Here is a 12,844-nt window from a genome sequence, read left to right as displayed (position 1 = left end):
CTTGCGTGATGCCCCATACCGATCCGTCAAGTCCGCCGCTTTCGGGGACCACCCCGGCGCTTCACCAGGTGCGCGCCGGACGCCGCGGTGCCCCGCTGGTGGTGCTCATCCACGCCGTCGCGCTCGACCTCACCTATTGGGACCGGCAGATCGGCGCGCTCGCCGAAAGCTTCGACGTGATCGCCTACGACCTTGCCGGCCACGGCGCCTCGCCCGCGCCTCGCCTGCCCTTGGGGTTCGACGATGCAGCCGCCGATCTCGCCGGGGTCATCGAAACGGCAGGGGCGGGGCCGGCCTGCGTGGTGGGGCTGTCCGTTGGCGGCATGATCGCCCAGACGCTGGCGCTCGCGCGCCCCGATCTAGTCCGCGCGCTGTGCCTCATGGACACGGTCAGCACCTTTGCCGATGCGGGGCGGACGGCCGTGCGCGGGCGTGCGGCGCAGGTGCGGGCGGGCGGCATGGAGGCGATCGTCGCGCCAACGCTGGGGCGCTGGTTCACGCCCGGCTTCGCCGCCCGGCGGCCCGACGTGCTCGACCGGGTCGCGAAGACCTTGCGCGCGGCCGATCCCCATGTTCATGCCGCCATGTGGGACATGATATCGACCCTCGACGTCGCGCCGCGCCTCGGCGAAATCGCGAAGCCAACACTTGTGATGGTGGGCGAGCAGGACCCGACGACGCCCGTCGCGGCATCCGAGGGCATCGCGCGCGGCATCCCCGGCGCGCGGTTGGAGATCATTCCCGACGCCTCGCACATGGCGCCGCTGGAAGCCCCGGACGAGGTGAACCGGCGGCTTCTCGCCTTCCTCAACGCTCTCTGACACCGCGCAACAGGAGGTGATGCCCGTGCCCATCGGTTTCATCGGCCTCGGCGCCATGGGCGCTCCGCTGGCGACGCGGCTCCTCGAAGCCGGCCAGGAACTCGTCATCCATACGCGCCGGCGCGAGGCCGCGGCACCCTTCGAGGCGCTGGGTGCGCTCTGGGTGCCGACGCCGCGCGATGTCGCGGCAAGGGCACGCGTGATCTTCACCATGCTGCCCGGTCCGGCCGAGGTCGAGGCGGTGGTGTTCGGCAACGACGGCCTCGCCGAGGGGCTCTCGGCCGGCGCGACGCTCATCGACATGACTACCAGCGCGCCGGCAGCGGTGCGTGCCCTGGGCGAGCGCCTCGCGGCCCGTGGCGTCGCCCTGCTGGACGCGCCGGTGAGCGGCGGCCCCAAGGGCGCGCGCACGCGCCGGCTGGCCATCTGGGTGAGCGGCAGCGAGGATGCTTTCGAGGCCTGCCGGCCACATCTCGACCTGCTGGGCGACCGGGTGATGTTTCTCGGCGCGCTCGGCGCGGCCACCACGGCGAAGCTGGTCCACAACAGCGCGAACTACGGCATCCAGATGGTTCTGGCGGAGGTCATCACCATCGGCGTCAAGGCGGGTGTGGACCCCGCCACCCTGTTCGCCGCGATCCGGGAAGGATCGCTCGGGCGCCAGAATGTGGTGGACCGTCTCGCCGACCAGTTCCTGCCGGCGGCCTTCGACGAGGTGTCCTTCGCCCTCGATCTCGCGTTCAAGGACGTGTCGCTGGCCGCGGCCCTCGCGCAGGAGGTCGGCGTCCCGGCACGGTTCACCGAGATGACGCTGGCCGACATGACGGAAGCCCGTAACCGGGGCTGGGGAAAGAGGGATTCCCGCGTCGCCATGCTGGTGCAGGAAGAGCGCGCCGGTGTCGCGATCAAGGTCGACCGCGAGACGCTGGACGGGATTTTGAGCAGGGGAAAGTAGCGGCGACTTTCTGCGGGAGGGCCGGATGACGGAAAGTCAGTCGGACATGGTTGACATCCATCTCATTGGCCATATTGTCATACAATAAGTCAGAAAATGAAGAGGGCGCCAAGCGCCCCTCAAGCGACGCCGCCAAGCAAATGTCGCATCCGTGGAGGAAGCTAATGTCCATCGTCAGAAGCATCATCGCCGCCGGATGGATGGGCCTCGCCCTCCTGCCGGGAGCGGCTGGAGCCGCCGGCCTCGAGAAGCCGAAGATCTCGATCGCGGTCGGCGGTTCCATCAGCCAGATGAACAAGATCGCGTATTTCGTCGCGCTGAATAAGAAATACTTCGAGGACGAAGGCCTTACGGTGGATTCCACGGCCTTCAGCTCGGGCACCGCAGCCCTCCAGGCCGTGGTCGCCGGCGGCGCCGACATCGGCGAAGGGGCGTACGAGCACATGCTCCGCCTGCAGTCCAAGGGGCAGGATCTCACCTGCATCACCGTCTTCGGTCGCTATCCAGGCAATGTACTCGCCGTGCGCGCGACGAAGGCGGACAGCATCAAGGGCGTCAAGGATCTCAAAGGCAAGAAGATTGGCATCTCGGCGCCGGGCGCCTCCACGCAGAATTTCGTCGCCCAGCTGCTGGAGCGGGCCGGCGTGAACTGGAAGGATGCGAGCTTCATCTCCATCGGCACCGGCCCGAGCGCGGTCGCCGCCATCCGCTCTGGCACCGAGCTTGATGCCATCGTCAATCTGGATCCCGCCATCACCTCGCTCACCGATGCGAAGGAAGTTGTGGTGCTGGTGGACGGCCGGAATGCGGAAGGCTCGCAGATCGCCTTCGGCGGCCCTTACCTCGCCGATTGCCTCTACGCCCGCACCGACTTCATCAAGGCCAATCCGAACACGTCGCAGGCCGTGTCCAATGCCCTGGTCCGGGCCATGCAATGGCTGAAGACCGCGAGCATCGACGACATCATCGCCTCAGTTCCGGCCGAATATTACAAGGCCGACGAAGCGCTCTACCGCAAATCGCTGCAGCAGAACCTTTCCGCCTTCCAGTGGGACGGCATCGTGACGCCGGAGGCGGCGAAGAACGTGCTCGCCACCATCTCGGTGATGGAGCCGGCGCTGAAGTCGGCCAGCCTCGACATCCCGCGCACCTATGACAACAGCCTCGTGGAACGTGCGCTGAAGAAATACGGCCCGGCCGCGAAGCACTGACGTGTCGCCGAGGGGCCGTTGCTGGCCCCTCCGTCCCGCGCCCCCCCAGTTCCCGCGCCCTCAGGGAGACGTTTCATGACCTTCGGCCTTCAACCGGAAGCCGGCCCCGTCCGCATGCCAGCGCCCGTCGGTGACCTCTCCGCTCACGCCGGCCCGCCGCCGGCCCTCCTGTTCGACCACGTCTCAGTGCGCTTCGGTGCCTATACGGCGGTGAACGACGCCAGCCTTCATGTGGGGGATGGCGAGTTCGTTTCCATCGTCGGTCCCACCGGCTGCGGCAAGTCCACCCTGCTGAATGTCGCCGCGGGTCTGCTCGAACCCTCCGAGGGCGACATCTGCGTCTATGGCCGGTCGCTGGAGGGCATCAATGCGGATGCCGGCTATCTCTTCCAGGCGGACGCGCTGATGCCGTGGCGAACCGCGCTGTCAAACGTCATCACCGGCCTCGAATATGCGGGGACGGAGCGCAAGGCGGCCGAGCGGCTCGGCAACGAGTGGCTCGCCCGCGTCGGGCTTTCCGGACATGGCGAGCGCTTCCCGCACGAAATGTCCGGCGGCATGCGCAAGCGCGTCGCGCTGGCGCAGACGCTCATTCGCGATCCCAAGATCGTGCTCATGGACGAACCGTTCAGCGCACTGGACGTGCAGACGCGCGTGCTGATGGAGAACGAGCTGCTCCAGCTCTGGACCACCTATCGCAAGTCGGTGCTGTTCATCACCCATGACCTGGAAGAGGCGATCTCCCTGTCGGACCGGGTCATCATCCTGTCCGCCGGCCCCTCCACGCACCCCATCGCCGAGTTCCGCATCGACCTGCCGCGGCCGCGCGACGTCGCCGAGATCCGCATGACGCCGCGCTTCGTCGAGCTCTACCACCAGATCTGGGACGCCATGAAGGAAGAGGTCCTGAAAGCCTATGAGCGAAATCAGCGCAAACTTGCGGACTGACGCCGTGATCGCCGATCCCAGCGCCTCCGGCCGCACTGCTCCCGGCCGCCCCGCCGCCCGCCCGCAACGACGGTCCCGCCGGCGCGCGATGCCGGGTCCCATCGTCCTCACCGCGCTCCAGGCGGCGCTGTTCGCGGCCCTCATCATCGCCTGGTATGCGCTGGTGCGATCCAAGGCCCTGCCGGTCTTCTTCTTCGGCGATCCGGTGCTGGTGTTCCAGCAGATCGTCAGCTGGTTCGTGACGGGCGAGATCTTCGTCCATCTCGCGACCACGCTGATCGAAACGCTGCTCGCCTTCCTGCTCGGCGTGGCGTCGGGCATCGGCATCGGCCTGTGGCTTGGCCTCTCGCCGCTCACGGCAGCCCTGTTCGATCCTTACATCAAGGCGCTCAACGCCATGCCGCGGGTCATCCTCGGCCCCATCTTCATCGTCTGGTTCGGCCTCGGCATCGGCTCCAAGGTGGCGCTGGGCGTGACGCTGGTGTTCTTCGTCGTCTTCTTCAACGTCTTCCAGGGCGTAAGAGAGGTGAACCCGGTCATCCTCGCCAATTCGCGGATGCTGGGCGCGAACCGGCGCCAGCTCCTCACCACGGTCTATATCCCCTCGGCATTGAGCTGGGTGTTCTCCAGCCTGCACATGTCGGTGGGCATGGCCTTCGTCGGCGCGGTGGTGGGCGAATATCTCGGCTCGGCCCGGGGCGTCGGCTACCTGATCCTCCAGGCGGAGGCGACGTTCGATGTGAATGCCGTCTTCGCCGGCATCATCGTCCTCACCGTCTTCGCGCTGGTGCTCGACCTTGCCGTGACCCTCGTCGAGAAGCGCCTCATCGTCGGCAAGCCCAAATCCTGACCTGCCCCCCTTCACGTCACGCCCATTCATCCAGGAACAGTCAGATGACCGAAACGACCGAAGCCGCCAGCCTGCTGCACAAGGGCATGGAGATCCGCAAGGCGGTGCTGGGCGCCGCCCATGTGGAGCGCTCCATGGCCAATGTGGACGAGTTCGCCCGCCCCCTGCAGGAACTGGTCACCGAATATTGCTGGGGCGCGATCTGGGGCCGGCCGGGGCTGGAGCGCAAGACGCGCAGCATGCTCAACATCGTCATGCTGTCGGCGCTGAATCGTCCGCACGAGCTGAAGCTTCACGTCAAGGGGGCGCTGACCAACGGCGTCACCCGCGACGAGATCCGCGAAGTGGTGCTCCAGATCGCGATCTATTGCGGCGTCCCGGTGGCGCTGGAGACCTCGCGCATCGCGCAGGAGGTGTTCCGCGAGGTCGACGCCGCCGCGGCCGGCTGAGGATCGCGGCCGCAATCGCTAGTCCGGCGGGGAGGAGCCGACAGGCGCCACCTTCCCGCCGGGGCGATGCAGCAGGGTCAGCGACAGGAAGGCGCCGACCCACGAGCCCGCTGCCGCGAACACCACATAGACCCAGTTCTCCGTGTAGCTGATGACGGCGAACGAGGAGAGCATGTACCAGACGCTCGACCAGTTGGCCGCCGAGAGGCGTCGGCGCGCCACCACGGCCGAGGTGAAGGCCACGTAGCAGGCGTCGGTGGCGGCCGTGGCGATGAACACCCCCAGCGCAATGAGCGGATCGAGGGCTGAAAAGGCACCGAGGATGTGCTGCATGGGCCGCCCGGAAGGCAAGGGGTGTCGGATCACCCCATCATGGCGAAACCCCGCGCCCCGGCAACACGCGCCGGATCACGCCGACCAGATGCCGCTGCTCGAAACCTGCCGCACGTAATTGACGAGATAGTCGGTGAACACGCGGATCTTCGCCGGCAGACGCTCGCGGTTCTGGTAGGCGATGTTCATGGTCAGCGTGGGCAATTGCCAATCCTGCATCACCGCCACGAGGCGCCCGGAGGCGAGGTCGTCCTGCACGATGTAGAGCGGCTGGATAAGGATGCCGAGGCCCGACAGGGCCGCCTGCCGGATCACCTGCCCGTCGTTGCAGTCCAGCGCGCCGGTGATGCGCACGGTGCGCTCCGCGTCGCCCTTGGTGAGGCGCAGGGAGAACGGGTCCTGCGCAAGATTGTAGACCAGCATGTCGTGCCGCGTGAGGTCGGCCGGCTCGCGCGGGCGGCCGTGCTCCTCCAGATAAGCTGGTGAGGCGGCCAGCACGCGCCGCATCCGGCCGAGGCGGCGCACGATGATGTTGGTGTCCGGCTCGTGCAGGCGGGTGCGGATGGCGACGTCGATGCCCGCCTCGATGAAGTCGAGGTAGCGGTTGGCGACCGCGATATGCACGTTGAGCTTGGGATAGAGCTTGCGGAATTCCGGCAGCATGGGCGCGAGATAGATGGTGGCGAAGGAGAGCGAGCTCGTCACCCGCAGCAGGCCCTGCGGGGCGAGGGTGTGCTCGTTCACCGCCTCTTCGGCCTCCGCCAGCTCTGTGAGGAGCGTGCCGCTGCGCTGGTAGAATTCCTGCCCCGCCTCTGTCAGCCAGAGGCGGCGGGTGTTGCGCTCCACGAGGCGTGCGGCGAGGCGCTCCTCCAGCGCCGCGAGATGCCGGCTGACCGCCGCGTTGGACATGCCCAGCGCCTCCGCCGCCCGCGAGAGGCTGCGCAGCTCGGCGGTCTTCACGAACACCTCGATCTGGGTCAGGCGATCCATATTTCCACTTTGCGCAAAAGACCGTTCCGGAAAATCCCGTTTATTTCCGCTGCGCGCAAGTCAAAACTCACATCCAACGAAAGACCAATAGGTCGAGGAAACGCCAATGATGGGACCCATCCGCCACATCGTGATGTGGCGCGTGAGCGGAGAGACGCGCGAGGAGCGCGCTGCCGCCCGGCAGAAGGTCAAGGCCGCATTCGAGGGCCTGCGCGGCCGCGTCGCCGGCATGACCCGCGTCGAGATCGGCCTCGACATTTCCGATGTCGATTATGCCTGCGACGTGGTGCTGGTGTCCGAATTCGCCACCGCCGCCGATCTCGCCGCCTACGCCTCCCATCCCGAGCATCTGCGTGTGCGCCAGGAACTGGCGGACCTGCGCATCGCGCGCTTTCAGGTGGACTATGTGGTCGAGGACGCCGCGTTCGGCGCCATCGAGACCCGTCATCCCGCTGCTGCCCCGATCCCGCATCCCCGCGGCGCCCTCCTTGCGGGCGAGTGACCTCAGGGCGCGCCTCCGGTGCGTCGCGAACGGATCTGAACCATGATCGAGACCTTCACCTACGAGGCCCTGCCCATCCGCGTCCGCTTCGGCCGCGGCGCCGTCGCCGAGGTCGGCGCCGAGGTGGCGCGGCTCGGCGCGCGGCGGGCGCTGGTGCTCACCACGCCGCAGCAGGCGGGGGAGGGTGAGCGCATCGGCAAGCTCATCGGCGAAAACTGCGCGGGGGTCTTCCCCGGCGCCACCATGCACACGCCGGTGGAGGTGACGGACAAGGCGCTCGACGCCCTGAAGGCGGCTGATGCGGATTGTGTCGTAGCGCTGGGCGGCGGCTCCACCACGGGCCTCGGCAAGGCACTGGCCCTGCGCACCGGCGTGCCGCAGCTGGTCATCCCCACCACCTATGCCGGTTCGGAGATGACGCCCATCCTCGGCGAGACGCAGGACGGGCGGAAGACCACCATCCGCTCCCTCGACGTGCTGCCCGAGGCGGTCATCTACGACGTGGACCTCACGCTGACCCTGCCGGCCGGCCTTTCCGCCACCTCCGGCGTCAACGCCATCGCCCATGCGGTGGAGGCGCTCTACGCCCGTGATCGCAATCCGGTGATCTCGCTGATGGCGGAGGACGGCATCCGCACCCTCTCCTCCGCGCTGCCCATCCTCATCCACGAGCCGGCGAACATCGAGGCCCGCACCATGGCGCTCTACGGCGCGTGGCTGTGCGGCTGCTGCCTCGGCGCGGTGGGCATGGCGCTGCACCACAAGCTCTGCCACACGCTGGGCGGCACCTTCAACCTGCCGCACGCGGAGACGCACACCATCGTTCTCCCCCACGCGGTGGCCTACAACGCCCCCGCCGCGCCGGAGGCCATGGCCGCCATCACCCGTGCGCTCGGTGCGCCGGATGCGGCGCAGGGGCTGTTCGATCTGGTGCGGGCGCTGGGCGTGCCGCGCGCGCTCTCGGACATCGGCATGCCGGCGGACGGCATCGAGACTGCCGCCGACATCGCGGTGGAGAACCCCTACTGGAACCCGCGCCCGGTGACGCGCGACGGCATCCGCGACCTCATCGCCCGCGCCTATTCCGGCGAGCGGCCGGTGGCGGCGGCGCCGGCGGAGGAGGCGGCCTGATGGGCGCCCGCATCCTCATATCCGGCGCCACCATCCTGTCGATGGAGCCCGCCATCGGCGATCTGCCGAAGGGCGACATCCTGATCGAGGACGGCCGCATCGCCGCCATCGGGCCTGAGATTGCGGCGGCGGATGCGGAGCGGGTGGATGGGGCAGGGCGCATCTGCGTGCCCGGCTTCGTCAACGCTCATATGCACACCTGGCAGACGGGCCTCAGGAGCCTCGCCGCCGACTGGACGCTGCTGGAATATTTCCGCTGGGTGCACGCCGGCCTCGCGACGCGTTTTCGCCCCGACGACATCGGCATCGCGACGCTGGTGGGCGCGCTCGGGCAGATCGACGCCGGCACCACCACGCTGGTGGACTGGTGCCACAACAACCCCACGCCGGACCACACGGACGCGGCGGTGGACGCGCTCGCGGAGAGCGGCATTCGCGCCGCCTTCTTCCACGGTTCGCCCAAGCCCGATCCGAAGCCCGGCGAGCCGCATTTCTCCGAAGTGCCGCACCCGCGCGCCGAGATCGAGCGCCTGCGGCGGGGACCGTTCGCCGGCACGGATGGGCTGCTGACGCTGGGCCTCGCCATCCTGGGCCCGCATTATTCCACCATGGAGGTCGCCCGCGCCGATTTCCGGCTCGCCCGCGAGTTCGGCCTCGTCGCCTCCATGCATCAGGGTGGCGGCGCGGCGAAGACGCCGGGCGGCTGGGAGACGCTGATCGCCGAGGGGCTGGTCGGCCCGGCCATCAACGTCGTCCACGGCAACGATCTCTCCGACGAACTCTTCTCCCGCCTCGTGGACCTCGGCGCCTCCTTCACCGTGACGCCGGAAAACGAGATGACGCAGGGCCACGGCTTCCCTGTCACCGGCCGCCTGCTGAAGCGCGGCGCGGCGCCCTCCCTCGGGGTGGATCTGGAAAGCGTGCTGGCCGGCGACATGATGGGCGTCGCGCGCATCGCGCTGGGCATGCAGCGGGTGCTGGACAATACGGACAGCCGCCGCGAGACCGGCGCCATTCCGCCTACCTCCACCGTTCGCGTGCGGCAGGCGCTGGAATGGATCACCATCGAGGGCGCGCGGATGCTCGGGCTCAACCATCGCATCGGCTCCCTCGCCCCCGGCAAGCAGGCCGACCTCGTGCTGATCGACGCCCGCGCGCTGCACCTCCAGCCGGTGCATGATCCCGTGGCCACGGTGGTGATGCAGGCCGGGCGGGGCGACGTGGAAGCGGTGATGATCGCCGGTCGTTTCATGAAGAAGAACAAGACGCTGCTCGCCACCGGCATCGACGAGAAGCTCGCCCGGCTCACCGCCTCGGGCGCGCGCATCGTCGATGAGCTCGGCCTCGGCAAAAAGGCGGCGTGAGGAGAGGATGATGGCTGACACTTTGACCCTCGGCTGGATCGGGCTCGGCAAGATGGGCCTGCCCATCTCCACCCGCCTCGCCGGCGCCGGCCGTGACATCGCCGGCTTCGACCGGGACCAGGAGCGGATCGCCGAGGCCGCCGCCGGCGGCGTCACCCCCGCTGCGACGCTGGCGGATGCGGCTGGCCGCGATATCGTCTTCACCTCGCTGCCCGACGACAAGGCGCTTCGCGCCGTGGCGCTGGACGGGCCGCTGCTCTCCGCCATGCGCAAGGGCGCGATCCTGGTGGAGACCTCCACCGTGAGCCCCGGCATCTCGGTCGAGCTGGGCGCCGCGGCTGAGCGGGCGGGCATCCTCTATCTGCGCGCGCCGGTGTCCGGCAATGCCGCCATCGCCCACACCGGCAACCTCACCTGCTTCGTCTCCGGCCCGCGCGCCGCCTTCGACACCTTCCTGCCGGTGGCGCAGGACTTCACCCGGGCCCAGAAGTATCTCGGCACACAGGAGGAGGCGCGCTACGCCAAGCTCTCCGTGAACCTGATGATCGCCGTCTCGGCGGCCATGATGGGCGAGAGCATCGTGCTCGCCCGCAAGGGCAATCTCGCCTGGCAGGATATCCTCGACGTGCTCACCAACAGCGCGGTGGGCTCGCCCATGGTCCACTACAAGGCCAAGAGCCTTGAGACGCGCGACTTCAATTCCACTTTCTCCTGCCGGCAGATGGCCAAGGACCTCGACCTCATCGTCGGGGCCGGCCATGCCGCCGAGATGGCCATGCCCCTCGCCACGCTCACGCGGGAGATCTACGGCGCGCTCATCGGGCGCGGCGACGGGGAGGCGGACTTCATCGCACCGGTCCGCCTCGCCGAATGGCTTGCCGGACTGGGCGAGCCGGATCTCGACAAGAATGACGGGAGGCTCGCATGAGGAATTTCGACCAGTTTTCCATCACCGAGGCGGTGCTGGAGCGCGTCACCAACGCGCCTGACGCCCGTGTCCGCGAGATCAGCGAGGCGCTCGTCCGCCACCTGCACAATTTCGTTCGTGAGGTGCGCCCCACCCAGGCGGAATGGGAAAAGGGCATCGCCTTCCTCACCGACACCGGCCACATGTGCACCGGCACGCGGCAGGAGTTCATCCTGCTGTCGGACACGCTCGGTGTCTCCATGCTGGTGGACGCCATCAACCACGACCACCAGACGGCGGTCACCGAGAGCACCGTGCTCGGCCCCTTCTATGTGGAAGAGCCGCCGGAGGTGGCGAACGGCACCGATATTTCCAGGCACCTCGAGGGCGAGCCCATGTTCGTCTCCGGCTCGGTGGCGACCCTCGACGGCACGCCGCTGGTGAACGCCATCGTCGATGTCTGGCACTCGGACGTGGACGGCTATTACGACGTGCAGCATGAGGACAACGGCCTTGTGGCCCGCGCCCGCCTGCGCACGGACGATGCGGGCCGCTTCGCCTTCTGGTCCATCAAGCCCGCCGCCTATCCCATCCCGCACGACGGGCCGGTGGGCAAGATGCTGGAGGCGCAGGGCCGCCATCCGTGGCGACCGGCCCATGTGCATTTCATGATCGAGGCGCCCGGACACGAGAAGCTCGTGACCCATGTGTTCGTCGCCGGCGACGCCTATCTCGACAGCGATGCGGTGTTCGGCGTGAAGGACTCGCTCATCCGCGAGTTTGCCGCCCACGCATCGGGTGTCGCGCCGGACGGCCGGACGATGGATCAGCCCTGGTGCGCGCTGACCTACGATTTCAAGCTCAACCCCGTCTCCGCCGCGGCTTCGCAGGCGGCGTGAAGGGACGGACGGACGCGCAGCAAGCCCGGCCAACGGGACGCGCGAAGGGAGGAACGCATGTCTGCCCATATGCCCATCGCAGCGCATCCCATGGATGGCGTGCTGGCGCGGCTCGCGGAGATCGTCGGCGACCGGGCAACCCGCGCGCCCGGCGTGCTCGCCGACCACGGCCGCAGCGAGGCCTACCACGCGGCGACCCCGCCGGACGTGGTGGTGTTTCCCGAGACGACAGCCGAGGTGCAGGCCGTCGTGCGCCTGTGCTGTGAGCTGAAGGTGCCGGTCGTCGCGTTCGGAGCCGGCACCTCGCTGGAGGGCAATGCGACGGCGCTGCATGGCGGCGTCTGCCTCGACATGGGGCGGATGAATGCGGTGCTGAAGGTGAACGCCGAGGACATGGACGTGACCGTCCAGCCCGGCATCACCCGCAAGCAGCTCAACGCCCAGCTGCGCGACACGGGCCTGTTCTTCCCCATCGATCCCGGCGCCGATGCGTCCATCGGCGGCATGACCTCCACGCGCGCCTCCGGCACCATGGCGGTGCGCTACGGCACCATGAAGGACAATGTGCTGGCGCTGGAAGTGGTACTGGCCGACGGCCGCGTCATTCGCACCGCCCAGCGCGCGCGCAAGTCCGCCGCCGGCTATGACCTCACCCGCCTGTTCGTGGGGGCCGAGGGCACGCTCGGCGTCATCACGCAGGTGACGCTGAAGCTGCATCCCCAGCCAGAGGCCATCTCCTCCGCCGTCTGCGCTTTTCCTGATCTCAAGGCGGCGGTGGACACGGCCATCGCCGTCATCCAGGCCGGCGTGCCGGTGGCGCGGGTGGAACTGCTCGACGCGGTGATGATGCGCGGCATGAACCTGCACGCCAAGCTCGGCCTGCCCGAGGTGCCGCACCTGTTCTTCGAGTTCCACGGTTCCAAGGCCTATGTGGCCGAGCAGGCGGAGACCACCGAGGCGCTGGCGACCGAGTTCGGCGGCGAGGGCTTCCAGTGGGCGACGACGCCGGAGGAGCGCAGCCGCCTCTGGCACGCCCGCGACAACACGCTCTATGCCGGCCTCGCGCTGCGCCCCGGCGCGAAGGCGATGATTACCGATGTCTGCGTGCCCATCTCGCGCCTCGCCGAATGCCTGGTGGAGACGGCGGCGGATATCGAGCAGACGGGCCTCACCGCCCCGGTGGTCGGCCATGTGGGCGACGGCAACTTCCACCTGCTGGTGCTGATCGATCCCGCCAGCCCCGAGGAATTGGCCCGTGCCAAAGCCTTCTGCGATCGCCTCGCCCGCCGCGCCATCGCGCTGGAGGGCACCTGCACCGGCGAGCACGGCGTCGGTGTCGGCAAGATGGACTTCCTGCCGCTGGAACTGGGCGATGCGGTGGATGTCATGCGCCTCGTGAAGGGCGCGCTCGACCCCGACGGCATCCTCAATCCGGGCAAGATCTTCCGGCCCCGCGACAGACAGCAAGGAGACGCACCATGAGG

At 68.4% G+C, this 12,844-nt stretch carries 13 protein-coding genes and 1 pseudogene; 12 read left to right on the top strand and 2 right to left on the bottom strand.

What is annotated here, in order from left to right:
• Positions 1-8: 8 nt before the first annotated feature.
• From A37E_RS0104760 to A37E_RS0104735, 6 genes are all read left to right on the top strand, one after another.
• Positions 9-821: an alpha/beta fold hydrolase gene (locus A37E_RS0104760; RefSeq protein ID WP_051678784.1), complete on the top strand. Its 813-nt coding sequence runs from the start codon at positions 9-11 to the stop codon at positions 819-821.
• Between the two features lie 25 nt (positions 822-846).
• A complete protein-coding gene (locus A37E_RS0104755) occupies positions 847-1,776 on the top strand; it encodes an NAD(P)-dependent oxidoreductase (RefSeq protein WP_029555557.1) in 930 nt (309 codons plus the stop codon).
• A 164-nt stretch (positions 1,777-1,940) separates the two neighbouring features.
• A complete protein-coding gene (locus A37E_RS0104750; protein WP_038192611.1) occupies positions 1,941-2,987 on the top strand; it encodes an ABC transporter substrate-binding protein in 1,047 nt (348 codons plus the stop codon).
• 75 nt (positions 2,988-3,062) lie between these two features.
• Entirely contained in the window at positions 3,063-3,935 is an 873-nt protein-coding gene (locus A37E_RS0104745; protein ID WP_245279272.1) for an ABC transporter ATP-binding protein, read from the top strand.
• Positions 3,936-4,023: 88 nt separating this feature from the next.
• Complete coding sequence (locus tag A37E_RS0104740; protein ID WP_024280652.1) at positions 4,024-4,785, top strand: ABC transporter permease; 762 nt, start codon at positions 4,024-4,026, stop codon at positions 4,783-4,785.
• Between the two features lie 44 nt (positions 4,786-4,829).
• A complete protein-coding gene (locus tag A37E_RS0104735) occupies positions 4,830-5,234 on the top strand; it encodes a carboxymuconolactone decarboxylase family protein (RefSeq protein WP_024280651.1) in 405 nt (134 codons plus the stop codon).
• Between the two features lie 18 nt (positions 5,235-5,252).
• Here A37E_RS0104735 and A37E_RS0104730 read toward each other — a convergent pair whose 3' ends face one another.
• Together A37E_RS0104730 and A37E_RS0104725 are read right to left on the bottom strand one after the other, a co-directional pair.
• Positions 5,253-5,567 (bottom strand): hypothetical protein, encoded by a 315-nt coding sequence (locus tag A37E_RS0104730; protein WP_029555553.1) that lies wholly within the window; start codon positions 5,565-5,567, stop codon positions 5,253-5,255.
• A gap of 75 nt (positions 5,568-5,642) precedes the next feature.
• Positions 5,643-6,557, bottom strand: a complete 915-nt coding sequence (locus A37E_RS0104725) for a LysR family transcriptional regulator (protein ID WP_029555552.1) — start codon at positions 6,555-6,557, stop codon at positions 5,643-5,645.
• Between the two features lie 106 nt (positions 6,558-6,663).
• Here A37E_RS0104725 and A37E_RS0104720 point away from each other — a divergent pair.
• The 6 genes and pseudogenes from A37E_RS0104720 to A37E_RS0104695 all read left to right on the top strand — a co-directional run.
• Positions 6,664-6,975: pseudogene (locus A37E_RS0104720) on the top strand (Dabb family protein); the annotation flags it as partial.
• Between the two features lie 126 nt (positions 6,976-7,101).
• Positions 7,102-8,190 (top strand): maleylacetate reductase, encoded by a 1,089-nt coding sequence (locus A37E_RS0104715; RefSeq protein ID WP_029555550.1) that lies wholly within the window; start codon positions 7,102-7,104, stop codon positions 8,188-8,190.
• Complete coding sequence (locus A37E_RS0104710; protein WP_029555549.1) at positions 8,190-9,554, top strand: amidohydrolase family protein; 1,365 nt, start codon at positions 8,190-8,192, stop codon at positions 9,552-9,554. The genes A37E_RS0104715 and A37E_RS0104710 overlap by 1 nt, the downstream gene beginning before the upstream one ends.
• A 10-nt stretch (positions 9,555-9,564) precedes the next feature.
• Positions 9,565-10,482 carry an NAD(P)-dependent oxidoreductase gene (locus tag A37E_RS0104705; RefSeq protein WP_029555548.1) on the top strand — a complete coding sequence of 306 codons (918 nt, stop codon included), beginning with the start codon at positions 9,565-9,567 and terminating at the stop codon, positions 10,480-10,482.
• A complete protein-coding gene (locus A37E_RS0104700; RefSeq protein ID WP_029555547.1) occupies positions 10,479-11,360 on the top strand; it encodes an intradiol ring-cleavage dioxygenase in 882 nt (293 codons plus the stop codon). The genes A37E_RS0104705 and A37E_RS0104700 overlap by 4 nt, the downstream gene beginning before the upstream one ends.
• A gap of 57 nt (positions 11,361-11,417) precedes the next feature.
• Positions 11,418-12,842 carry an FAD-linked oxidase C-terminal domain-containing protein gene (locus tag A37E_RS0104695; protein WP_245279271.1) on the top strand — a complete coding sequence of 475 codons (1,425 nt, stop codon included), beginning with the start codon at positions 11,418-11,420 and terminating at the stop codon, positions 12,840-12,842.
• Positions 12,843-12,844: the final 2 nt, after the last annotated feature.

This window comes from Xanthobacter sp. 91 (assembly GCF_000702385.1).
Classification (GTDB): domain Bacteria; phylum Pseudomonadota; class Alphaproteobacteria; order Rhizobiales; family Xanthobacteraceae; genus Xanthobacter; species Xanthobacter aminoxidans.
This window is presented reverse-complemented; position numbering and strand designations above follow the sequence as displayed.

Excerpts from the sequence above, each read along its gene's own strand:
- A37E_RS0104760 (WP_051678784.1), top strand. The coding sequence starts at position 9 with ATGCCCCATACCGATCCGTCAAGTCCGCCGCTTTCGGGGACCACCCCG.
- A37E_RS0104750 (WP_038192611.1), top strand. The coding sequence starts at position 1,941 with ATGTCCATCGTCAGAAGCATCATCGCCGCCGGATGGATGGGCCTCGCC.
- A37E_RS0104745 (WP_245279272.1), top strand. The coding sequence starts at position 3,063 with ATGACCTTCGGCCTTCAACCGGAAGCCGGCCCCGTCCGCATGCCAGCG.
- A37E_RS0104740 (WP_024280652.1), top strand. The coding sequence starts at position 4,024 with ATGCCGGGTCCCATCGTCCTCACCGCGCTCCAGGCGGCGCTGTTCGCG.
- A37E_RS0104735 (WP_024280651.1), top strand. The coding sequence starts at position 4,830 with ATGACCGAAACGACCGAAGCCGCCAGCCTGCTGCACAAGGGCATGGAG.
- A37E_RS0104730 (WP_029555553.1), bottom strand. The coding sequence starts at position 5,567 with ATGCAGCACATCCTCGGTGCCTTTTCAGCCCTCGATCCGCTCATTGCG.
- A37E_RS0104725 (WP_029555552.1), bottom strand. The coding sequence starts at position 6,557 with ATGGATCGCCTGACCCAGATCGAGGTGTTCGTGAAGACCGCCGAGCTG.
- A37E_RS0104715 (WP_029555550.1), top strand. The coding sequence starts at position 7,102 with ATGATCGAGACCTTCACCTACGAGGCCCTGCCCATCCGCGTCCGCTTC.
- A37E_RS0104710 (WP_029555549.1), top strand. The coding sequence starts at position 8,190 with ATGGGCGCCCGCATCCTCATATCCGGCGCCACCATCCTGTCGATGGAG.
- A37E_RS0104705 (WP_029555548.1), top strand. The coding sequence starts at position 9,565 with ATGGCTGACACTTTGACCCTCGGCTGGATCGGGCTCGGCAAGATGGGC.
- A37E_RS0104700 (WP_029555547.1), top strand. The coding sequence starts at position 10,479 with ATGAGGAATTTCGACCAGTTTTCCATCACCGAGGCGGTGCTGGAGCGC.
- A37E_RS0104695 (WP_245279271.1), top strand. The coding sequence starts at position 11,418 with ATGTCTGCCCATATGCCCATCGCAGCGCATCCCATGGATGGCGTGCTG.